Origin of the sequence: Enterobacter sp. RIT637 (genome assembly GCF_019718755.1) — a bacterium.
Lineage (GTDB): Bacteria > Pseudomonadota > Gammaproteobacteria > Enterobacterales > Enterobacteriaceae > Enterobacter.
Window position 1 is genome coordinate 245,372 of sequence record NZ_JAIHAZ010000001.1, and the last position, 21,040, is coordinate 266,411.

Annotated in this window: 20 protein-coding genes; 17 read left to right on the plus strand and 3 right to left on the minus strand. The window is 56.6% G+C overall.

Translation table 11 applies throughout. The features are described 5' to 3' along the window. Position 1 precedes the first annotated feature (1 nt). From flgC to flgL, 10 genes are all read left to right on the plus strand, one after another. On the plus strand, positions 2-406 hold the full coding sequence (gene flgC / locus K5E19_RS01145; protein WP_010429647.1) for a flagellar basal body rod protein FlgC: 405 nt from the start codon (positions 2-4) through the stop codon (positions 404-406). 11 nt (positions 407-417) lie between these two features. After that, positions 418-1,128, plus strand: a complete 711-nt coding sequence (flgD, locus tag K5E19_RS01150; protein ID WP_221549656.1) for a flagellar hook assembly protein FlgD — start codon at positions 418-420, stop codon at positions 1,126-1,128. Between the two features lie 26 nt (positions 1,129-1,154). Then, on the plus strand, positions 1,155-2,405 hold the full coding sequence (flgE, locus tag K5E19_RS01155) for a flagellar hook protein FlgE (RefSeq protein ID WP_221549657.1): 1,251 nt from the start codon (positions 1,155-1,157) through the stop codon (positions 2,403-2,405). A 20-nt stretch (positions 2,406-2,425) separates the two neighbouring features. After that, the gene (locus tag K5E19_RS01160; RefSeq protein ID WP_010429655.1) at positions 2,426-3,181 is read left to right on the plus strand and encodes a flagellar basal body rod protein FlgF; all 756 of its coding nucleotides are present in this window, start codon (positions 2,426-2,428) and stop codon (positions 3,179-3,181) included. 11 nt (positions 3,182-3,192) lie between these two features. Continuing rightward, positions 3,193-3,975 (plus strand): flagellar basal-body rod protein FlgG, encoded by a 783-nt coding sequence (flgG, locus tag K5E19_RS01165; RefSeq protein WP_000625853.1) that lies wholly within the window; start codon positions 3,193-3,195, stop codon positions 3,973-3,975. Between the two features lie 57 nt (positions 3,976-4,032). Beyond that, the gene (flgH, locus tag K5E19_RS01170; RefSeq protein ID WP_126543703.1) at positions 4,033-4,731 is read left to right on the plus strand and encodes a flagellar basal body L-ring protein FlgH; all 699 of its coding nucleotides are present in this window, start codon (positions 4,033-4,035) and stop codon (positions 4,729-4,731) included. Between the two features lie 12 nt (positions 4,732-4,743). Then, positions 4,744-5,841 carry a flagellar basal body P-ring protein FlgI gene (locus K5E19_RS01175; protein WP_221549658.1) on the plus strand — a complete coding sequence of 366 codons (1,098 nt, stop codon included), beginning with the start codon at positions 4,744-4,746 and terminating at the stop codon, positions 5,839-5,841. After that, on the plus strand, positions 5,841-6,794 hold the full coding sequence (flgJ, locus tag K5E19_RS01180; RefSeq protein ID WP_221549659.1) for a flagellar assembly peptidoglycan hydrolase FlgJ: 954 nt from the start codon (positions 5,841-5,843) through the stop codon (positions 6,792-6,794). Before K5E19_RS01175 ends, flgJ begins: the two co-directional genes overlap by 1 nt. A 75-nt stretch (positions 6,795-6,869) precedes the next feature. Further along, positions 6,870-8,510, plus strand: coding sequence for a flagellar hook-associated protein FlgK (gene flgK, locus K5E19_RS01185; RefSeq protein ID WP_221549660.1), 1,641 nt, complete (start codon positions 6,870-6,872; stop codon positions 8,508-8,510). Between the two features lie 15 nt (positions 8,511-8,525). Further along, complete coding sequence (gene flgL, locus K5E19_RS01190; RefSeq protein WP_010429668.1) at positions 8,526-9,479, plus strand: flagellar hook-associated protein FlgL; 954 nt, start codon at positions 8,526-8,528, stop codon at positions 9,477-9,479. Positions 9,480-9,555: 76 nt separating this feature from the next. Here the strand turns inward: flgL and K5E19_RS01195 are convergent, their stop codons facing one another. Next, positions 9,556-10,770, minus strand: a complete 1,215-nt coding sequence (locus K5E19_RS01195) for an MFS transporter (protein ID WP_120158552.1) — start codon at positions 10,768-10,770, stop codon at positions 9,556-9,558. A gap of 67 nt (positions 10,771-10,837) precedes the next feature. On the opposite strand from K5E19_RS01195, the gene K5E19_RS01200 reads away from it, so the two are divergent. Further along, positions 10,838-11,815 (plus strand): LysR family transcriptional regulator, encoded by a 978-nt coding sequence (locus tag K5E19_RS01200; RefSeq protein ID WP_221549661.1) that lies wholly within the window; start codon positions 10,838-10,840, stop codon positions 11,813-11,815. Between the two features lie 40 nt (positions 11,816-11,855). Here the strand turns inward: K5E19_RS01200 and rne are convergent, their stop codons facing one another. Then, positions 11,856-14,984, minus strand: coding sequence for a ribonuclease E (gene rne / locus K5E19_RS01205; RefSeq protein ID WP_221549662.1), 3,129 nt, complete (start codon positions 14,982-14,984; stop codon positions 11,856-11,858). 572 nt (positions 14,985-15,556) lie between these two features. Here rne and rluC point away from each other — a divergent pair. Further along, positions 15,557-16,504: a 23S rRNA pseudouridine(955/2504/2580) synthase RluC gene (gene rluC, locus K5E19_RS01210; RefSeq protein WP_089599878.1), complete on the plus strand. Its 948-nt coding sequence runs from the start codon at positions 15,557-15,559 to the stop codon at positions 16,502-16,504. A gap of 79 nt (positions 16,505-16,583) precedes the next feature. On the opposite strand, the gene K5E19_RS01215 is transcribed toward rluC, so the two are convergent. Next, positions 16,584-17,168: a nucleoside triphosphate pyrophosphatase gene (locus tag K5E19_RS01215; RefSeq protein ID WP_221549663.1), complete on the minus strand. Its 585-nt coding sequence runs from the start codon at positions 17,166-17,168 to the stop codon at positions 16,584-16,586. A 140-nt stretch (positions 17,169-17,308) separates the two neighbouring features. On the opposite strand from K5E19_RS01215, the gene yceD reads away from it, so the two are divergent. The 5 genes from yceD (at position 17,309) to fabD (ending at position 21,040) form a co-directional block, all read left to right on the plus strand. Then, a complete protein-coding gene (gene yceD, locus K5E19_RS01220) occupies positions 17,309-17,830 on the plus strand; it encodes a 23S rRNA accumulation protein YceD (RefSeq protein ID WP_126543712.1) in 522 nt (173 codons plus the stop codon). A gap of 16 nt (positions 17,831-17,846) precedes the next feature. Further along, positions 17,847-18,020, plus strand: a complete 174-nt coding sequence (gene rpmF, locus K5E19_RS01225; protein ID WP_003857964.1) for a 50S ribosomal protein L32 — start codon at positions 17,847-17,849, stop codon at positions 18,018-18,020. An 80-nt stretch (positions 18,021-18,100) separates the two neighbouring features. After that, on the plus strand, positions 18,101-19,135 hold the full coding sequence (plsX, locus tag K5E19_RS01230) for a phosphate acyltransferase PlsX (RefSeq protein ID WP_221549664.1): 1,035 nt from the start codon (positions 18,101-18,103) through the stop codon (positions 19,133-19,135). Positions 19,136-19,141: 6 nt separating this feature from the next. After that, a complete protein-coding gene (locus K5E19_RS01235) occupies positions 19,142-20,095 on the plus strand; it encodes a beta-ketoacyl-ACP synthase III (RefSeq protein WP_109081049.1) in 954 nt (317 codons plus the stop codon). 15 nt (positions 20,096-20,110) lie between these two features. Continuing rightward, on the plus strand, positions 20,111-21,040 hold the full coding sequence (gene fabD, locus K5E19_RS01240; protein ID WP_221549665.1) for an ACP S-malonyltransferase: 930 nt from the start codon (positions 20,111-20,113) through the stop codon (positions 21,038-21,040).

Sequence of the window (21,040 nt, forward strand, 5' to 3'; positions counted from 1 at the left end):
CATGGCTTTGCTGAATATTTTTGATATCGCCGGCTCGGCGTTAACGGCACAGTCCAAGCGTCTGAACGTTGCCGCCAGTAACCTCGCTAACGCCGACAGCGTAACCGGTCCTGACGGGCAGCCCTATAAAGCAAAACAGGTGGTCTTTCAGGTCGATGCTGCACCGGGTGCGGCAACAGGCGGCGTGAAAGTCTCTGACGTGGTGGAGAGCCAGGCACCGGACAAGCTGGTGTATGAACCGGGCAACCCGCTCGCCGATGCCAGTGGTTACGTGAAGATGCCTAACGTGGATGTGGTCGGTGAGATGGTGAACTCGATGTCCGCCTCGCGCAGCTATCAGGCAAACGTCGAAGTGCTCAACACCGTGAAGAGCATGATGCTCAAAACACTCACGCTCGGCCAGTAAAGGAGACACGCATGTCCATTGCCGTCAGTATGAATGACCCCACGAATACGGGGGTCAGCAGTACCAGCACGACCACCGGATCCAGTTCCCTGACCGGGAGCAGTGCTAACGATCTGCAAAGCAGCTTCTTAACGCTGCTGGTGGCGCAGCTGAAGAACCAGGATCCTACCAACCCGATGCAGAACAACGAACTGACCACGCAGCTTGCGCAGATCAGTACCGTGAGCGGCATTGAGAAACTGAATACCACGCTCGGCTCCGTCTCGGGTCAAATCGACAACAGCCAGTCTTTGCAGGCAGCCAACCTGATCGGTCACGGGGTGATGATCCCGGGGACCACCATTCTGGCGGGCACCAGCACCACCGATGGCACTTCAACCACCACCACCACGCCGTTTGGCGTTGAGCTGCAGCAGGCGGCTGACAAAGTGACCGCGACGATCACCGACTCGACCGGTGCCGTGGTACGCACCATCGACATCGGTGAGTTGAAAGCAGGTGTGCATACCTTTACCTGGGATGGCAGCCTGACCGACGGCACCAAAGCGCCAAACGGTTCCTATAAGGTGGCGATCAGCGCCAGCACCGGGACCACCCAGCTGGTTGCGCAGCCGCTGCAGTTTGCACTGGTTCAGGGCGTCATCAAAAGTAGCGATGGCAACAAACTGGATTTGGGTACCTCTGGTACCACCACACTCGACGAAGTTCGGCAGATTATCTAAGCCTTTACACTTATCAGGAGTAAGTCATGGCCTTTTCTCAAGCGGTCAGCGGCCTGAATGCTGCGGCCACCAACCTGGACGTCATTGGCAACAACATCGCCAACTCCGCGACCTATGGTTTTAAATCCGGTTCGGCCTCGTTTGCCGATATGTTTGCAGGCTCTAAAGTCGGCCTCGGCGTGAAAGTCGCGGGCATCACTCAGGACTTTACCGACGGTACGACCACCAACACCGGCCGTGGTCTGGACGTTGCCATCAGCCAGAACGGTTTCTTCCGTATGGTGGATTCCAACGGCTCTGTGTTCTACAGCCGTAACGGCCAGTTTAAGCTCGACGAAAACCGTACCCTGGTGAACATGCAGGGGATGCAGTTGACCGGCTATCCGGTTGCAGGCACGCCTCCAACGGTGCAGACCGGTGCGAACCCACAGGCGATTACCATCCCTAACACCCTGATGGCCGCGAAGGCGACCACAACGGCAACCCAGCAGATCAACCTGAACTCCACGGATGATGCGCAGACTGCCGCGTTCGATGCGACTAACCCGGATACCTACAACAAAAAAGGGACCGTGACCGTATTCGATACCCAGGGTAACGCCCACAACATGTATGTCTACTACGTCAAAACAGCGGACAACAAATGGGATCTGTACACCCAGGACGGTAGCGTTGCCGGTTCTACAGCAACCAAAGCCGCTCAAATGAACTTTGACAGCAACGGTAACCTGGCGGGCGTGTACAACTACAACGCGGCTGGCGTACTGAGCACGACGCCAAACGCCACGCCGGCCATTAACATCACCACCGGTTCGGTGAGCGGCGCGACGGCGGCAACGTTCTCCCTGAGCTTCCAGAACTCCATGCAGCAGAATACCGGCGCCAACAACGTTGTCGGCACTACCCAGAATGGCTACAAGCCGGGCGACCTGGTGAGCTACCAGATCAACGACGACGGTACCGTTGTCGGTAACTACTCCAACGAACAGACGCAGGTTCTGGGTCAGATCGTGCTGGCAAACTTCGCTAACAACGAAGGGCTGAAATCTGAAGGCGACAACGTGTGGTCTGCAAGCCAGTCCTCCGGCGTTGCGCTGCTCGGCACGGCGGGTACCGGCAACTTCGGTACGCTGACCAACGGCGCGCTGGAAGCCTCTAACGTGGATCTGAGTAAAGAACTGGTGAACATGATTGTCGCGCAGCGTAACTACCAGTCGAATGCGCAGACCATCAAAACGCAGGATCAGATCCTCAACACGCTGGTTAACCTGCGTTAAGCGGCTAACAGGAACGCGCAATGGATCACGCAATATATACAGCGATGGGCGCGGCAAGCCAGACGCTCAATCAGCAGGCCGTTACCGCCAGCAACCTGGCAAACGCCTCGACGCCGGGCTTTCGCGCGCAGCTTAACGCGCTGCGTGCGGTGCCGGTCGAAGGGCTTTCATTGCCTACGCGTACGCTGGTGACGGCATCCACGCCCGGTGCCGATATGACGCCGGGCCAGATGGATTACACCTCGCGTCCGCTGGACGTTGCCCTTCAGCAGGATGGCTGGCTGGCGGTGCAAACGGCAGACGGCGGCGAAGGCTATACCCGTAACGGTAATATTCAGGTGAGCGCAACCGGGCAGTTGACCATTCAGGGTCATCCGGTGATGGGCGAAGCCGGTCCGCTTACCGTACCGGAAGGCTCAGAGCTGACCATCGCGGCAGACGGCACCATCTCGGCGCTGAATCCGGGCGATCCGGCCAACACCGTTGCGCCCGTCGGGCGTCTGAAGCTGGTGAAAGCGGAAGGCAAAGAGGTGCAGCGTGGCGATGACGGCATGTTCCGTCTGACCCAGGCGGCACAGGCCACCCGTGGCGCTACGCTCCAGGCTGACCCGAGCATTCGCGTGATGTCCGGCGTGCTGGAAGGCAGTAACGTCAAGCCGGTTGAAGCCATGACCGACATGATTGCCAGCGCCCGCCGTTTTGAAATGCAGATGAAAATTATCAGCAGCGTGGATGAAAACGCGAGCAAGGCTAACCAACTTCTGGCTATGAGTTAACAGGACTCCTTATGATCAGTTCTTTATGGATCGCGAAAACCGGCCTGGACGCGCAGCAAACCAACATGGATGTGATTGCCAACAACCTGGCAAACGTCAGCACCAACGGTTTCAAGCGTCAGCGTGCGGTTTTCGAAGATTTGCTTTACCAAACCATTCGCCAGCCGGGTGCCCAGTCCTCTGAGCAAACGACGCTGCCGTCCGGTCTGCAGATTGGTACCGGCGTGCGTCCGGTGGCGACCGAGCGTCTGCACAGCCAGGGCAACCTGTCTCAGACCAACAACAGCAAAGATGTTGCCATTAAAGGGCAGGGGTTCTTCCAGGTGCAGCTGCCTGACGGTACCTCAGCCTACACCCGTGACGGCTCCTTCCAGGTGGATCAGAACGGCCAGCTGGTGACGGCGGGCGGTTTCCAGGTTCAGCCTGCAATCACCATTCCGGCAAATGCCCTGAGCATCACCATCGGGCGCGACGGTATCGTGAGCGTCACCCAGCAGGGTCAGGCCGCGCCCGTTCAGGTCGGACAGCTCAACCTGACTACCTTCATGAACGATACCGGTCTGGAAAGCATTGGTGAGAACCTCTACACCGAAACCCAGTCCTCCGGTACGCCAAATGAGAGCACGCCGGGGCTGAACGGCGCGGGTCTGCTGTATCAGGGCTATGTTGAAACCTCGAACGTGAACGTGGCGGAAGAGCTGGTGAATATGATCCAGGTTCAGCGCGCGTATGAAATTAACAGTAAAGCAGTGTCGACGACCGACCAGATGCTGCAAAAACTGACGCAACTCTAAGGTGCAGCCCGGTGCGGTCAACGCCGCACCGGCTCCCTGTTTTCGAAGATGAAGGCAATGCAAAAAAACGCGGCGTTTCGTTATCCGATACTGACTGTTCTGGCCGTCACCCTCAGCGGGTGTGCCTGGATCCCGTCTAAACCATTGGTCGAGGGTGCGACGACCGCCCAGCCCGTTCCCGGCCCCGCGCCGGTGGTGAACGGCTCCATTTTCCAGACCGCGCAGCCGATTAACTACGGCTATCAGCCGCTGTTTGAAGATCGTCGCCCGCGTAACGTCGGCGATACGCTGACCATTGTGCTGCAGGAAAACGTCAGTGCGAGCAAGAGCTCGTCGGCGAACGCCAGCCGCGATGGCAAAACCAATTTTGGCTTCGACACCGTTCCACGTTATCTGCAGGGCCTGTTCGGCAATGCGCGTGCGGATGTTGAGGCCTCTGGCGGCAATACCTTTAACGGTAAAGGTGGCGCGAACGCCAGTAACACCTTCAGCGGCACGCTGACGGTGACGGTTGACCAGGTGCTGGTTAACGGCAATTTACACGTCGTGGGTGAAAAACAGATCGCCATTAACCAGGGCACTGAGTTCATTCGCTTCTCCGGTGTGGTTAACCCTCGCACCATCAGCGGCACCAACACCGTACCGTCCACCCAGGTGGCGGATGCGCGCATTGAATACGTCGGTAACGGCTATATCAATGAAGCGCAAAATATGGGCTGGCTGCAGCGTTTCTTCCTTAACTTATCGCCGATGTAAGCGAGGTGACCCATGTTTAAAACGATCTTCGCCGTGGCGCTGGCGCTGGTGGCAACCTTCGCTCAGGCTGACCGTATCCGCGACCTGACCAGCGTTCAGGGCGTGCGCGAAAACTCGCTGATTGGCTACGGCCTGGTGGTGGGGCTGGACGGTACGGGCGACCAGACCACCCAGACGCCGTTCACCACCCAAAGCCTGAACAACATGCTTTCTCAGCTCGGTATTACCGTCCCTGCGGGAACCAACATGCAGCTGAAAAACGTGGCTGCGGTGATGGTCACCGCGTCCTATCCGGCGTTCGCGCGTCAGGGGCAGACCATCGACGTGGTGGTCTCTTCCATGGGTAACGCCAAAAGCCTGCGCGGCGGCACGCTGTTGATGACGCCGCTTAAGGGCGTCGACAGCCAGGTCTATGCCCTGGCGCAGGGTAACATTCTGGTTGGCGGTGCGGGTGCCTCTGCGGGCGGGAGCAGCGTGCAGGTTAACCAGCTGAACGGCGGGCGCATCACCAACGGGGCCATCATCGAGCGCGAGCTGCCGACCCAGTTTGGCTCAGGAAACACCATCAACCTGCAGCTCAACAATGAAGACTTCACGATGGCGCAGCAAATTGCCGATACCATCAACCGCAGCCGCGGCTACGGCAGCGCCACGGCGCTGGACGCACGTACCGTGCAGATCCGGACCTCTTCAGGTAGCAGTAACCAGGTACGCATGCTGGCAGATATCCAGAATATGGAAGTGAACGTGCCTGTTCAGGATGCCAAAGTCATCATCAACTCACGCACCGGGTCGGTGGTGATGAACCGCGAGGTGTCGCTGGACAGTTGTGCCGTGGCGCAGGGTAACCTCTCCGTGACGGTGAACCGCTCTGCCAACGTCAGCCAGCCGGACACGCCGTTTGGTGGCGGTCAGACGGTGGTGACACCGCAAACGCAGATTGATTTGCGTCAGAGCGGCGGCTCGCTGCAAAGCGTGCGTTCCAGCGCGAACCTGAACAGCGTGGTGCGCGCCCTGAATGCGCTGGGCGCGACGCCGATGGATCTGATGTCGATCCTGCAATCAATGCAAAGTGCAGGCTGCCTGCGCGCGAAGCTGGAAATCATCTAATGCTGACCGATAGCAAACTGCTGACCGGTGCCGCTTGGGATGCCCAGTCGCTTAACGAACTGAAAACCAAAGCAGGTAAAGACCCGGCGGCGAATATCCGCCCGGTCGCCCGCCAGGTGGAGGGGATGTTCGTGCAGATGATGCTGAAAAGCATGCGTGAAACCCTGCCGAAAGACGGGATGTTCAGCAGCGATTCCACGCGGCTTTACACCAGCATGTATGACCAGCAGATTGCGCAGCAGATGACCGCCGGTAAAGGACTCGGTCTGGCTGACATGATTGTCAAACAGACCGCTGCCGCACAGGGTATTCAGCCTGAGGATCAGCCGCAGCAGGTGCCAATGAAGTTCGACATCGAAACGGTGACCAGTTATCAGAACCAGGCGCTGACGCAGATGGTGCGTAAGGCGATGCCGAAGCCCGCAGAGACGCGCGACGAGCCGCTCTCCGGCGACAGTAAGGACTTCCTTGCGCAGCTTTCTCTGCCTGCGCGGCTGGCCAGCGAGCAGAGCGGGGTACCGCATCACCTGATCCTGGCCCAGGCGGCGCTGGAGTCGGGCTGGGGCCAGCGTCAGATCCGTAAGGAAAACGGCGAGCCGAGCTTCAACATCTTTGGCGTGAAAGCGACCTCCAGCTGGAAGGGGCCGACAACCGAGATCACCACCACCGAATACGAAAACGGCGCGGCAGTGAAGGTTAAAGCCAAATTCCGCGTTTACAGCTCCTACCTTGAAGCATTGTCAGATTACGTCGGCCTGTTAAGCCGTAACCCGCGCTATACCGCCGTGACGCAGGCATCGACGCCGGAGCAGGGCGCGCAGGCATTGCAGAATGCGGGATACGCTACCGATCCGAACTATGCGCGCAAGCTCACCAGCATGATCCAGCAGCTGAAATCGATGGGTGAGAAGGTGAGTAAAGCCTACAGCACCGATATTGAAAATCTGTTCTGAAAGTTCTCAAGTCCCGGTGGAGGCTGCCGATAACCTTCATCAGGACTCGTGTCTGAAAGTATAAAAGGAACCCCCATGTCCAGTTTGATTAACAGCGCCATGAGTGGCCTCAGTGCGGCACAGGCGGCACTTAATACCGTAAGTAATAATATTTCAAGCTATAACGTGGCAGGTTACACCCGCCAGAACACCATTCTGGGCGCGGCAAACAGCACGCTGACCGGCGGTGGCTGGGTGGGGAACGGGGTTTATGTCTCCGGCGTGCAGCGTGAGTATGACGCCTTCATTACCAACCAGCTGCGCGCCGCACAGACGCAGAGCAGCGGGCTGACAACGCGCTATCAGCAGATGTCAAAGATTGACGACGTGCTCTCCGATACCACCAACTCGCTCTCGACCACCCTGCAGGATTTCTTCAAGAGCCTGCAAACGCTGGTGAGTAACGCCGAAGATCCGGCAGCGCGCCAGACGGTGATCGGCAAAGCGGATGGTCTGGTAAACCAGTTTAAAACCAACGATCAGTATCTTCGCGATCAGGATGCGCAGGTAAACACCGCGATCACCACCAGCGTGGATCAGATCAACAACTATGCGAAGCAGATAGCCAACCTTAACGATCAGATTTCCCGTCTGACCGGCGTTGGCGCGGGCGCTTCGCCGAACGAACTGCTCGATCAGCGCGATCAACTGGTGAGCGAGCTGAACAAGATTGTGGGTGTGGACGTGACCGTGCAGGACAGCGGTACGTACAATATCTCCATCGCGAACGGTTATACCCTGGTGCAGGGCAGCACGGCCAGCCAGCTGGCTGCGGTGAAATCCAGTGCGGACCCGTCGCGCACCACGATTGCCTTCGTGGATGCAGCATCAGGTAACGTTGAGATCCCGGAAAAGCAGATCACCACAGGGTCGCTGGGTGGACTGTTGACCTTCCGTTCTGAAGATCTGGATAAAGCGCGTAACACGCTTAACCAGATGGCGCTGGCGTTTGCCGACGCGATGAACACGCAGCATGAAGCCGGGTTCGACGCCAACGGCGATGCGGGCGGCAAGCTGTTCGACTTCGGTTCACCTTCTGTACTGAGCAATAGCAAAAACACCGGCAGCGCGTCGGTAACGGCGAGCGTAACGGACAGCTCTGCGGTGCAGGCGACGAACTATAAAGTGGAGTACAACGGGACCAACTGGACGGTCACGCGTCTGTCTGACAAAACCAGCTTTACGGCCACGCCGGACGGCAGCGGTAACCTGTCGTTTGACGGTCTGAACGTGAACATCACCGGTGCGGCCAATCAGAAAGACAGCTTCATCGTGAAACCGGTGAACGACGTCATTATGAATATGGACGTCGCGATCAGCGATGAATCCAAACTGGCGATGGCCTCCGCCAGCGACAGCGGCGATAGTGACAATACCAACGGCCAGAAGCTGCTGGATCTGCAGAGCGCGAAGGTGGTGGGCAATAACAAAACCTTCAACGATGCCTATGCGTCACTGGTCAGTACGGTGGGGAGCACCACGGCGTCGCTGAAAACCAGCAGCGCGACAAAAGACAACGTGGTGACGCAGCTGACCAAACAGCAGCAGTCGATCTCCGGGGTTAACCTGGATGAAGAATACGGCAACCTGCAGCGCTATCAGCAGTACTACCTGGCGAATGCACAGGTTCTGCAAACGGCAAGCACGCTGTTTGATGCGTTAATCAACATTCGCTAAGGCTGGGGTTAAAAAATGCGTATTAGTACTCAAATGATGTATGAGCAGAGCATGCGCGGAGTGACGAACTCCCAGAGTCTCTGGTTGGGCTATGGCGAGCAGATGTCAACCGGCAAGCGCGTAAACCGTCCTTCTGATGACCCGATTGCGGCTTCTCAGGCCGTTGTGCTCTCCCAGGCGCAGACGCAGAACAGCCAGTATGCGCTGGCGCGTTCTTTCGCCACGACCAAGGTGTCGCTGGAAGAGAACGTCCTGAAAGAGGTGACGAATGCGATTATCACCGCGCAGGAAAAAGTGGTTAACGCCGGTAACGGAACCCTGAGTGACGATGACCGACAGTCGCTTGCCACCAACCTGCAGGGTATCCGCGATCAGCTGATGAACCTGGCAAACAGCACCGACGGTAATGGACGCTATATTTTTGCGGGTTACAAAACGGAAGCGGCGGCATTCGACGAGACGACCGGCACCTATAACGGCGGCTCTACGCCAATCAGCCAGCAGGTTGACGCCGCGCGTACCATGCAAATCAGCCACACGGGCAGTGAAGTTTTCGATACCTTCACCAGTAACGCGAAACCGGAGCCGGACGGCAGCGCGCCGGAAACCAACCTGTTTAAGATCCTGGATACCGCTATCGCTGCGCTGAATACGCCGGTTGAAGGCGACCAGACAAAAGCCGATGCGTTTACGGCGGCGATGGATAAAACCAACCGCGGCCTGAGCAACTCGCTGAACAACGTGCTGACCGTGCGTGCCGATCTGGGGATCAAGCTGGACGAGCTGGGCAAACTGGATTCGCTGGGCGATGACCGTGCTTTGGGCCAAACGCAGCAGATGAGCGACCTGGTCGATGTGGACTGGAACTCGGTGATCTCTTCTTACTCTATGCAGCAGGCGGCCCTGCAGGCCTCCTATAAGGCGTTTAGCGATATGCAGGGGATGTCCCTGTTCCAGATGAATAAATAACGTCTTAACCTCTTAGAACATGTCTTGAAACTGGGCATGTTTTGACTGCCCAGTCCGCATGGACCGGGCATTTTTTTTACACGGTTTCAGCCTGAGCGGATGTTACCCGGGCGTTTTCAATCAGTCTGATGACCAGGGCAATAACGCCGCACAGGGTTGCCAGCGCCACCACGCCAGGCCAGCCAGCCATCGTATAAATTTTGCTGCCGAGCGCCGAGCCTAGCGCCATCCCGATAAACACCACCGTAAAGAGCAGGGCGTTCAGGCGACCGCGTGCCTGCGGTTCAAGGCTGTAAACCAGGTTCTGGTGAGCCACCAGGCTTGACTGCAGGCCAAGGTCAAAACCGACGGCGGAGACGGCAATCAGGATCAACTGCCCGTGAACGCCGAGGGCGGGCATCAGGAACATCAGCGCAAACGAGACGGTGACGAGCGCGGCACCCAGCTGCGTCACTTTTCCTGCACCCAGTTTATCCGCCAGCCCGCCAGCCAGCGGCGCGGCTAATGCCCCGGCGGCACCTGCGATACCAAACCCGCCCGCGACGGCGCTGCCCAGGTGGTAGCGTTCCAGCAGCATAACGGCCAGCGTTGACCAGAATGCGCTAAAGGCAATCGACAGAAAACCCTGAGCCAGTGCCGCGCGACGCAGTGCCGGGTAACGACGCCACAGATGCTCCATGGAACGCATCAGCGCGGGATAGCTCAGCGTGGAGTGAATAGCAAAACGTGGGAGTACGGCCCACATCACCGCGCCGACAAAGGCAATGCTTGCAGCAGCCAGCTGATACATCACCCGCCAGCCAAAGGCTTCACCGACCACGCCGCTGACGGTTCTCGACAGCAGTATGCCCAGCAGAAGACCTGTCATGACGGTGCCCACGGTTTTCCCCTGTTTACCTTCAGGAGCGAGGATAGCGGCAGCGGGAACGATATCCTGCGCCATGGTAGCGGCCATGCCAATCAGCAGGCTTGCCAGCAGCAGCGACGGGAGTTGCCCGGTGAGACTACAGCCCAGAAGAAACAGCGCCAGAGCGGCACTTTTAATCAGAATCAGCGTCCTGCGGTCATGGCGATCGCCAAGCGGCAGCAGGAAGAGGATGCCGAGCGCGTAGCCGGCCTGAGTCAGCGTCGGCACCAGGCCCATTCCTTCAATACTCAAATGCAGGTCTGCGCCCATCAGCGGCAGCAAAGGCTGTGCGTAGTAAATGGATGCCACGCTGAAACCTGCACCCAGCGCCAGCATTAAAATCACCCAGCGGCTTACGGCATGGGAGGCAGTTGTTGTGTTCATAAGACGTTCCTCAGTCATAGTGTGAGGCTATTTTTTATCACCGCGCCTTGCGGCGGTAGACGGGCCGATGGTAAAACGCTTATACGTTAAACGTATGGCAGGGAAAATCATGAAGCGAGTTGAGCGTATAGACAGGGTCGAGCTGATGCGAACCTTTGTTCGCATCGTAGAAACAGGTTCGCTCTCGGCAGCGGCAAGGCAGCTTTCGACGACGCAGGCCACGGTAAGCCGACGTTTGCAGTCTCTGGAAACCTTGCTGGGGGCTCGCCTGCTGCTGCGTACCACCCATGCTACCAGGCTCACTGACGACGGTGAACGCTGCTATCAGCATGCCCGGCGGGTGATTGACAGCTGGCTGGCGCTGGAAGATGAAGTCGGGCAGGCGGAGGATGAGCCGGTTGGGGTATTGCGGGTGCGGGCACCGCACGCCTTTGGTCAGGAACAGCTTCTGAAGCCGTTAACGGATTTTTTGCAGCGCTACCCTCAGCTTTCCGTTGAGTGGATGCTGAATGACAAGTCGGTGGATTTCCTCAGCGACAATATTGATTGTGCGATCCGCGTGGGCGCCGAGGTCGATCCTGCCACGGTTTCCGTTCAGCTGGCAGAGGTACCGCGCTCCGTCGTCGCCTCCCCGGAGTTGCTGGCACGATTCCCAAAGGTTAGCAAGCCGGAGGATTTACAGGCGCTGCCCTGGATTGCCATCAACACCTTCTACCAGCGACACGTTGAGCTGTTTGATGGTGACGCGCAGCCGATACGCATCGCCATTACGCCGCGTCTGAGTACGGACAGCCTGTACGTGGCGCGAAATACGGCCCTGACAGGGCTGGGGGTAGCGCTGGTATCAAGCTGGACGGTGAAAGAGGATATTCAGGAAGGGCGCTTAATTCATCTTCTGCCCGAGTGGCAACCTACGGCGCTGCCCGTCCATCTGGTTTATCCGTGGTCGCGATATTATCCGGCGCGCTTGCGTCGTTTTCTGGAGATGATGAAGCAGGTGATGCCGGGCATTGCCGGGATGAGAAAGCCAGCAAAGGCGCAATAAAAAAGCCGACCCTGAGGTCGGCTTTTCGTCTTAACGCGTGTTACTCAACGGACTGTGGGCGGGTTGCCGGTGCAGTCGCCTGATGCGTCGCGCTGTGACCACCTGCGGAACCTTTGCCGTCAAAGTTGAACTCCGGGCGAACCCAGTCGCTTTGACGCGGTGCTTCCGGCACATACTCAGGCGCAGGGGCGCGAGTCATGGGTGCCGTTGCAACGTGTGCTGCCGCTGGTGCAGCAACCACAGGCTCTGGCGCAGCAGCCACTGGCGCTGGTTTCACCTCAGGCGCTGGAGCTTCTTCGGCTTCACGAACCGGTTCAACGTCAAGTTCAACGTCCTGAACTACTTCTTCCGTCACCGTTTCGCTAACAACGTCAGCGGTGTCTTCAACCGGCGCGGCGGCTTCAACTTCTTCAGCAACCTCTTCGGCTACAACGGTGTCTTCTTCGGCGATGAACTGCGGTGCGGCATCAACCGGAGCAGCAATCACTTCAGGATGGGTGGTTTCCACTTCAACCGCGTGTGGGGCTTCGGCTTCCACAGCCTGCGGCTCAACCACCGTCGCTGCTGCCGCCACAACCTCTTCAGCCGCAACGACAGGTGCAATCACCTCTTCGGTGACAGACTGTTCTTCAACAATCTGCTCCGGACGAGCAACCGGGTAGCGGATCCAGACTTTACCGGATGCCATTTCAGGTGACGCGCAAGCGATGGCTAACGGCATTGGAGACTGGGTTGGGTAACGCTCGTCACGATAACGGCGACGACGCTGACCGCTCACGCGCAGGTGACGAGGAGAACGACGTGAACGACGCGGCATGCCTGCGTTATCACGACCTTCGCCGTTATCATCCTGCTCGGCGTTGTTTTCTACCACCGCAGGCAGATCAACTTTCGCCAGTTGGGTCTGCGGCGCGCTTTCGGCGACGGTTTCCGTAACAACAGTTGTCTCTTCAGTCGTTTCAGAAGCAAAACGGACCTTCTGATTCAGCTGGCGCTGCTTACGACGCGGCATCACCTGAGTGCGTTCTTCCTGCTCAGCGTCTTGCTGTTCAACAGGCTCTTCGCGGTTCAGGTTTTTAACTTCCTGCTGCGCCTGACGCTTCTCGTCGTTGCGACGACGATTGCGCTCGCGGCGTGGCTGCTGCTCGTCGCGCTGTTTGCTCTTCTCGGACTCATCGCCCGCCGGGTGGCGAATTTCGCGATCTTCAACATTCTGCTGCTGTTTCTCGCGACGGTTGCGACGGTTGTCTTCGCGTTGCTCACGGCCTTCGTTGTTGTCAGAACGGTTGTCGCGACGCTCGTTACGGTCGCTGCGGTCATTACGATCGCGGCGGTTGTTCTGACGCTTACGACGATCCTGCTGACGCTCAGGCTTCGCTTCTTTCGGGGCTTCTTTCGGCTGCTCTGGCTGTACTTCTTCGCCAGCAAACATCTTCTTCAGCGCGCCGAAGAGGCGGCCCAGAAGACCGGGTTGCTCTGGCTGGGCTTTCGCCACGTCTGGCGCAGGTTTTTGCGCAGCAGGTTTAGCCGCTGGTTTTTCCAGCACGGCTTCCGGCGGCGCTTCCGGCATAATGAAGGTGGCTAATGCAGGCTGTTCAGGCAGTTTACGCTCGGCAGGCTCTTCATCGGATGGCAGTGCCATCTCTTCTTCATGCAGTTTCGGCAGCAGGTAGCTGAGGGTGGTCGTCTCTTCGCCCTTACGCACACGCAGCACGTGATAGTGCGGGGTCTGCATCTGGTCGTTTGGCACGATGATGCAGCGAACGCCGCCCTGACGGGCTTCGATTGCACTTACCGCTGCACGTTTTTCGTTAAGCAGGTAAGAGGCAACAGGCACCGGCACAATGGCGTGAACTTCTTTGGTGTTCTCTTTCAGCGCTTCTTCTTCAATCAGACGCAGAATGGAGAGGGACAGCGATTCGTTATCACGCACCGTACCGGTACCAGAACAGCGTGGGCAAACGTGATGGCTGGACTCACCCAGAGAAGGGCTCAGACGCTGACGGGACATCTCCAGCAGGCCAAAGCGTGAGATATGGCTGATCTGGATACGCGCTCTGTCCTGGCGCACTGCTTCGCGCAGACGGTTTTCAACCGCACGCTGGTGACGAACAGGGGTCATGTCGATGAAGTCGATAACGATCAGACCACCCAGGTCGCGCAGGCGGAGCTGGCGGGCGATTTCATCAGCGGCTTCAAGGTTGGTGTTGAAGGCGGTCTCTTCGATATCACCGCCGCGGGTTGCACGCGCGGAGTTGATGTCGATAGCGGTCAGCGCTTCGGTCGTATCGATAACGATAGAACCACCGGATGGCAGACGCACTTCACGCTGGAAGGCGGATTCAATCTGGGATTCAATCTGATAGTGGCTGAACAGCGGGATTTCACCGGTGTACAGTTTAATTTTGCTGGTGAAATCCGGACGACCCAGCGCGGCGATGTGCTGGCGAGCCAGCTCAAGTACTTTCGGGTTATCAATCAGAATTTCGCCGATGTCCTGACGCAGGTAATCGCGGAAGGCACGCACGATAACGTTGCTTTCCTGGTGGATCAGGAACGGAGCAGGGCGGCTTTCTGCTGCTTTCTGGATGGCTTCCCAGTGCTTCAGACGGAAGCTTAAGTCCCACTGCAGCGCTTCGGCAGATTTGCCAACGCCTGCGGTACGCACGATAAGCCCCATGCCGTCCGGCAGTTCAAGACTTGCCAGCGCTTCTTTCAGCTCGGTACGGTCATCACCTTCGATACGGCGAGAGATACCACCCGCACGCGGGTTGTTTGGCATCAGAACCAGATAGCTCCCCGCCAGGCTGATAAAGGTGGTCAGTGCGGCACCTTTGTTGCCACGCTCTTCTTTATCAATCTGGACGATAACTTCCTGACCTTCACGCAGAACATCTTTGATGTTTGGGCGGCCATGGGCGTTGTAGTTTGCAGGGAAATATTCGCGGGCGATTTCTTTAAGAGGGAGGAAACCGTGACGCTCAGCACCGTAATCGACAAATGCAGCTTCAAGGCTTGGTTCAATGCGGGTGATTTTACCTTTGTAAATGTTCGCTTTTTTCTGTTCGTGTCCAGGACTTTCGATATCCAGATCGTACAGGCGCTGCCCATCCACAAGGGCGACACGCAACTCTTCTTGCTGAGTTGCGTTGATTAACATTCTTTTCATCGTAACTTACTCGTTATTCTTACATTGACGACAAAGCTGCGGGCAAGGTGACGCTTTCCGGGGTATGAACCGATGGCCTCGTGTCTGTTCACGTCGCCAACCTCACGGTTGTCGCTCGCTTAAGAGGCGCAGAGTGTCGGTTGCCTGTATTTCATACGGAAACACAGCGCAATTATCAGGGGAATTGCCTGGGTAGAACTCTCCAGAAAACAATCCTTATACCGGGAAGTACTGCAACCCGCAGCCCGCTAACTGCCTGAAAGATCAATACGTCTTACGCCATTGCTGCGTGGATGATCGGTCAGACAAAATTGGTCATTCCGTCGACATCCTTACTTAACCAGGATTTAACACGGAAAACAGCCTCATTATTCCACTGCTCGCCGGGTTATAGCAAGATGACTTTTACCAATTATCACCCGGTTACTCACAGTTTCTTCACTTCGACGTGGTGATTGGTTTAATAACCACCAAATCGATTGCGCGAAACGGGGCGCAGGCCGGATAAAAGTAAATATAAGCATAGAAAAATGAGTGGCGCTAATGGCTGACGATATTTAGAATCGCCAACCATGAAAACAGAGACTCCAGCCGTAAAAATTGTTGCTATCGCGGATGACTATGCGGGGCAACGCATCGATAACTTCTTGCGCACCCAGTTGAAAGGCGTGCCAAAAAGTATGATTTACCGCATCCTGCGCAAGGGCGAGGTGCGGGTTAACAAAAAACGCGTGAAGCCTGAGTATAAGCTCGAAGCCGGTGATGAAGTACGTATCCCGCCGGTGCGCGTGGCTGAACGTGAAGAAGAGGCGGTTTCGCCTAAGCTGCAAAAAGTGGCTGCGCTGAGTGACGTCATCCTTTATGAGGATGACTATATCCTTGTGCTGAACAAACCGTCAGGTACAGCCGTACACGGTGGCAGCGGCCTGAGTTTTGGCGTGATTGAAGGGCTGCGCGCGCTTCGACCAGAAGCCCGTTTCCTTGAGCTGGTGCACCGTCTTGACCGTGACACATCCGGCGTGCTGCTGGTGGCGAAAAAGCGTTCTGCGCTGCGTTCGCTGCATGAACAGCTGCGTGAGAAAGGGATGCAGAAAGACTACCTGGCGCTGGTTCGCGGCCAGTGGCAGTCCCATGTCAAAGTGGTGCAGGCACCGTTGCTAAAAAACATCCTGCAAAGCGGCGAGCGCATTGTGCGTGTGAATCAGGAAGGCAAACCGTCCGAGACGCGCTTTAAAGTTGAAGAGCGCTATGAGTTTGCCACGCTGGTGCGCTGCAGCCCGGTGACGGGGCGTACACACCAGATTCGCGTGCATACCCAGTTTGCCGGCCATCCTATTGCGTTTGATGACCGCTATGGTGACCGCGAGTTTGATAAGCAGCTGGCGGGCACGGGGCTGTCGCGTCTGTTCCTGCATGCGGCTGCGCTGAAGTTTACCCATCCTAATACGGGGGAAGTCATCCGTATTGAAGCACCGCTGGATGAGCAGCTGAAACGCTGCCTGAAGGTTCTGCGCGGCTGATTATATGCCGGGTGGCGCTGCGCTTACCCGGCCTACGAAACCCGTAGACCCATGCAAGCGAAGCGCCGCTGGGCAAAAGTCACATCGTCAGTGGATTACACTCTTCTCGTCTTAACATCTGACACAAGGCAATCAGCGGTAACCCCACCAGCGTGTTGGGATCACGACCGTCCAGCTTGTCGAACAGCGCAATCCCCAATCCTTCACTTTTAAAACTTCCTGCACAGTTGAGCGGGCGTTCCCGACGGACATAATCCGTTATTTCTTGCTCGCTGAGATGGCGAAAGTGCACGTCGAATGGTTCGCACTCCGTTTGCAGATGACCGGAGGCGGAATTATAGAGCGCCAGCCCTGTATAAAAGGTCACGATAGTGCCACGCGCGCGCAGAAGCTGCTGGCAGGCGTTCTCCTCCGTATGGGGCTTGCCGGTGATTTCGCCGTCCAGCACGCAAACCTGATCGGAGCCTATAATCAAATGGGCGGGATAACGTGCGGCCAGCGATTGCGCTTTCTCATGTGCGAGACGGGTCACCAGATGACGCGGTGATTCGCCCGGTTGTGGCGTTTCGTCAACGTCGGGGGCAGCGCATTCGAACGGGATCCCGAGCTTTTCCAGCAGCATTCGACGGTAGGGTGAAGTGGAGGCGAGAACGAGATTTGGCATATTTTTATCACCAGATATAGCGTATCGATGCCAGCCATTTTAAACTACAGGCCGCAATGTGTGCGAATAATTGGCAAAAGGCAGCTCTGGTTGCCTTTTTCTTTGACTCTATGACGTTACAAAGTTAATATGCGCGCCCTATGCAAAAGGTAAAATTACCCCTGACTCTTGATCCGGTTCGTACGGCTCAAAAACGCCTTGATTACGAAGGAATCTATTCTTCCGATCAGGCTGAGCGTATTGCCGAATCCGTAGTCAGTGTGGACAGTGATGTAGAATGCTCCATGTCGTTCGCTATCGACAACCAGCGTCTCGCCGTTTTAACCGGTGATGCAAAGGTGACGGTAACCCTCGAATGTCAGCGTTGCGGGAAACCGTTTGTACAGCATGTTCACACAACGTATTGTTTCAGTCCCGTTCGTTCTGACGAACAGGCTGAAGCACTCCCGGAAGCGTATGAGCCGATTGAGGTTAACGAATTCGGTGAAATCGATCTTCTGGCGCTGGTTGAAGATGAAATCATCCTCTCCTTGCCAGTCGTTCCGGTGCATGATTCTGAACACTGTGAAGTGTCCGAGGCGGACATGGTCTTTGGGGAACTGCCTGATGAAGCGCAAAAACCAAACCCATTTGCCGTATTAGCCAGCTTAAAGCGTAAGTAATTAAGGAGTAAGGTCCATGGCCGTACAACAGAATAAACCAACCCGTTCCAAACGTGGCATGCGTCGTTCCCATGACGCGCTGACCGCAGTTACCAGCCTGTCTGTAGACAAGACTTCTGGTGAGAAACACCTGCGTCACCACATCACCGCTGACGGTTTCTACCGCGGCCGCAAGGTTATCACTAAGTAATCACGCGTTAGCGTGATTAGGCTTAGTGAGGATTTCCCCGTGCAAACGGGGAAGTTACCTAACCAGGCTGCGACGATACCTTGACACGTCTAACCCTGGCGTTAGATGTCATGGGGGGAGATTTTGGCCCTTCCGTGACAGTGCCTGCAGCATTGCAGGCACTGAATTCTAATTCGCAACTCACACTTCTTTTAGTCGGCAATCCCGACACAATCACGCCATTACTTGCAAAAGCTGACTTCGAACAACGTTCACGTCTGCAGATTATTCCTGCACAGTCAGTTATTGCCAGTGATGCCCGACCATCGCAGGCTATTCGCAATAGCCGTGGCAGCTCTATGCGCATTGCGCTGGAACTGGTAAAAGAAGGGCGAGCGCAGGCTTGCGTCAGTGCGGGGAATACCGGTGCGCTGATGGGGCTGTCGAAATTATTGCTCAAGCCGATTGAGGGCATTGAGCGTCCGGCGCTGGTGACGGTGTTACCGCATCAGCAAAAGGGCAAAACGGTGGTGCTGGATCTCGGTGCTAACGTTGATTGTGATAGTACAATGCTGGCTCAGTTTGCCGTGATGGGGTCGGTGCTGGCTGAAGACGTCGTGGGAATTAATAATCCCCGCGTTGCGTTACTGAATATTGGTGAAGAAGAGACCAAAGGCCTGGATAGCATTCGTGACGCTGCCGAATTGCTCAAACAGGTTCCCTCGATCAACTATATTGGTTATCTCGAAGCCAATGAGTTGCTGACGGGCAAAACAGATGTATTAGTGTGTGATGGCTTCACCGGAAACGTAACGTTGAAGACCATGGAAGGGGTGGTGAGGATGTTCCTTTCTCTGCTGAAATCGCAGGGGGAAGGTAAAAAAAGCGCCTGGTGGCTGATTTTATTAAAGCGTTGGTTACAAAAAAGCCTGACGCGGCGATTCAGTCACCTCAACCCCGACCAGTATAATGGCGCCTGTCTGTTAGGATTGCGCGGCATTGTGATTAAGAGTCACGGTGCGGCCAATCAGCGAGCCTTTTCCGTCGCGATAGAACAGGCAGTGCAGGCGGTGCAGCGACAAGTTCCTCAACGGATTGCCGCTCGCCTGGAATCTGTATTAGCTAAAAGTGACTGAGCGTACATGTATACGAAGATTTTAGGTACCGGCAGCTACCTGCCAACACAAGTGCGTACCAACGCCGATCTTGAAAAAATGGTAGATACGTCTGACGAGTGGATTGTCACGCGCACAGGTATCCGTGAACGTCGTATCGCCGCGCCAGACGAAACCGTGTCCACCATGGGTTACGAAGCCGCACAGCGCGCTATCGAGATGGCTGGCATCGATAAAGAGCAGATTGGCTTGATCGTGGTCGCCACCACGTCTGCCACGCATGCCTTCCCAAGCGCAGCGTGCCAGGTGCAGAACATGCTCGGCATTAAAGGCTGCCCGGCATTTGACGTTGCCGCCGCGTGCGCAGGCTTTACCTACGCGCTGAGCGTTGCCGATCAGTATGTTAAATCCGGTGCCGTGAAGTATGCGCTGGTGATCGGCGCTGATGTGCTGGCACGTACCTGCGATCCAACCGATCGCGGGACGATTATTATTTTTGGTGATGGTGCGGGTGCGGTGCTGCTGGGGCAGTCCGAAGAGCCGGGCATCATCTCCACACATCTGCATGCCGACGGTAGCTACGGCGAGCTGTTGACCCTGCCAAACGCCGATCGCGTTAATCCGGACAACTCGATTTACCTGACTATGGCAGGAAACGAGGTGTTCAAGGTGGCGGTAACTGAGCTTGCACACATTGTTGATGAAACGTTGGAAGCGAACAATCTTGAACGCTCTGCGCTCGACTGGCTGGTGCCGCATCAGGCGAACCTGCGTATCATCAGCGCGACCGCGAAAAAGCTGGGCATGTCGATGGATAATGTTGTGGTGACGCTTGATCGCCATGGCAACACCTCTGCGGCGTCGGTACCGTGCGCATTTGATGAAGCGGTACGCGATGGACGAATCAAACGGGGCCAGCTGGTCTTGCTTGAAGCCTTCGGTGGTGGGTTCACCTGGGGTTCCGCGCTGGTTCGTTTCTAGGATAAGGATTTAAAAATGACGCAATTTGCTTTTGTGTTCCCGGGACAGGGCTCTCAAACCGTTGGGATGTTGTCTGAAATGGCAGCAAACTATCCGGTAATTGAAGAGACTTTCCGTGAAGCTTCTGATGCGCTGGGTTATGATCTGTGGGCGTTGACTCAGCAGGGTCCGGCCGAAGAGCTGAACAAAACCTGGCAGACCCAGCCAGCACTGCTGACCGCGTCCGTTGCGCTGTGGCGTGTATGGCAGCAGCAGGGCGGCAAAGCGCCTGCACTGCTCGCGGGCCACAGCCTGGGTGAATACTCTGCGCTGGTGTGTGCCGGTGTGATCGCCTTTGCTGACGCGGTACGTCTGGTGGAACTGCGCGGTAAATTCATGCAGGAAGCGGTACCGGAAGGTACAGGCGGCATGTCTGCTATCATCGGTCTGGATGATGCGGCGATTGCAAAAGCGTGTGAAGAATCCGCTGAAGGTCAGGTAGTTTCACCAGTAAACTTCAACTCGCCGGGCCAGGTCGTTATCGCTGGTCATAAAGAAGCGGTTGAACGTGCCGGTGCTGCCTGTAAAGCCGCTGGCGCGAAACGTGCGCTGCCGCTGCCAGTCAGCGTTCCGTCACACTGCGCGCTGATGAAGCCAGCAGCCGACAAACTGGCCGTTGAGCTGGAAAAAATTACGTTTAACGCACCGACGATTGCCGTGGTAAACAACGTCGATGTGAAATGCGAAACCGCGCCGGAGGCTATCCGTAACGCACTGGTTCGCCAGCTTTACAGCCCGGTACAGTGGACCAAAACCGTTGAGTTTATGGCGTCACAGGGCGTTGAGCATCTGTATGAAGTCGGTCCAGGTAAAGTCCTCACCGGCCTGACAAAACGTATTGTTGACACCCTGACTGCCTCGGCCATTAACGAGCCGGAAGCGCTGTCAGCGGCACTCGCGCAATAA

Bases quoted from the DNA above. Each gene is read 5' to 3' on its own strand.
- flgE (WP_221549657.1), top strand. From the start codon at position 1,155: ATGGCCTTTTCTCAAGCGGTCAGCGGCCTGAATGCTGCGGCCACCAAC.
- rne (WP_221549662.1), bottom strand. From the start codon at position 14,984: ATGAAAAGAATGTTAATCAACGCAACTCAGCAAGAAGAGTTGCGTGTC.
- flgC (WP_010429647.1), top strand. From the start codon at position 2: ATGGCTTTGCTGAATATTTTTGATATCGCCGGCTCGGCGTTAACGGCA.
- flgK (WP_221549660.1), top strand. From the start codon at position 6,870: ATGTCCAGTTTGATTAACAGCGCCATGAGTGGCCTCAGTGCGGCACAG.
- flgJ (WP_221549659.1), top strand. From the start codon at position 5,841: ATGCTGACCGATAGCAAACTGCTGACCGGTGCCGCTTGGGATGCCCAG.
- K5E19_RS01200 (WP_221549661.1), top strand. From the start codon at position 10,838: ATGGTAAAACGCTTATACGTTAAACGTATGGCAGGGAAAATCATGAAG.
- fabD (WP_221549665.1), top strand. From the start codon at position 20,111: ATGACGCAATTTGCTTTTGTGTTCCCGGGACAGGGCTCTCAAACCGTT.
- rpmF (WP_003857964.1), top strand. From the start codon at position 17,847: ATGGCCGTACAACAGAATAAACCAACCCGTTCCAAACGTGGCATGCGT.
- K5E19_RS01195 (WP_120158552.1), bottom strand. From the start codon at position 10,770: ATGAACACAACAACTGCCTCCCATGCCGTAAGCCGCTGGGTGATTTTA.
- flgD (WP_221549656.1), top strand. From the start codon at position 418: ATGTCCATTGCCGTCAGTATGAATGACCCCACGAATACGGGGGTCAGC.
- rluC (WP_089599878.1), top strand. From the start codon at position 15,557: ATGAAAACAGAGACTCCAGCCGTAAAAATTGTTGCTATCGCGGATGAC.
- K5E19_RS01235 (WP_109081049.1), top strand. From the start codon at position 19,142: ATGTATACGAAGATTTTAGGTACCGGCAGCTACCTGCCAACACAAGTG.
- K5E19_RS01160 (WP_010429655.1), top strand. From the start codon at position 2,426: ATGGATCACGCAATATATACAGCGATGGGCGCGGCAAGCCAGACGCTC.
- K5E19_RS01175 (WP_221549658.1), top strand. From the start codon at position 4,744: ATGTTTAAAACGATCTTCGCCGTGGCGCTGGCGCTGGTGGCAACCTTC.
- flgL (WP_010429668.1), top strand. From the start codon at position 8,526: ATGCGTATTAGTACTCAAATGATGTATGAGCAGAGCATGCGCGGAGTG.
- flgH (WP_126543703.1), top strand. From the start codon at position 4,033: ATGCAAAAAAACGCGGCGTTTCGTTATCCGATACTGACTGTTCTGGCC.
- K5E19_RS01215 (WP_221549663.1), bottom strand. From the start codon at position 17,168: ATGCCAAATCTCGTTCTCGCCTCCACTTCACCCTACCGTCGAATGCTG.
- yceD (WP_126543712.1), top strand. From the start codon at position 17,309: ATGCAAAAGGTAAAATTACCCCTGACTCTTGATCCGGTTCGTACGGCT.
- flgG (WP_000625853.1), top strand. From the start codon at position 3,193: ATGATCAGTTCTTTATGGATCGCGAAAACCGGCCTGGACGCGCAGCAA.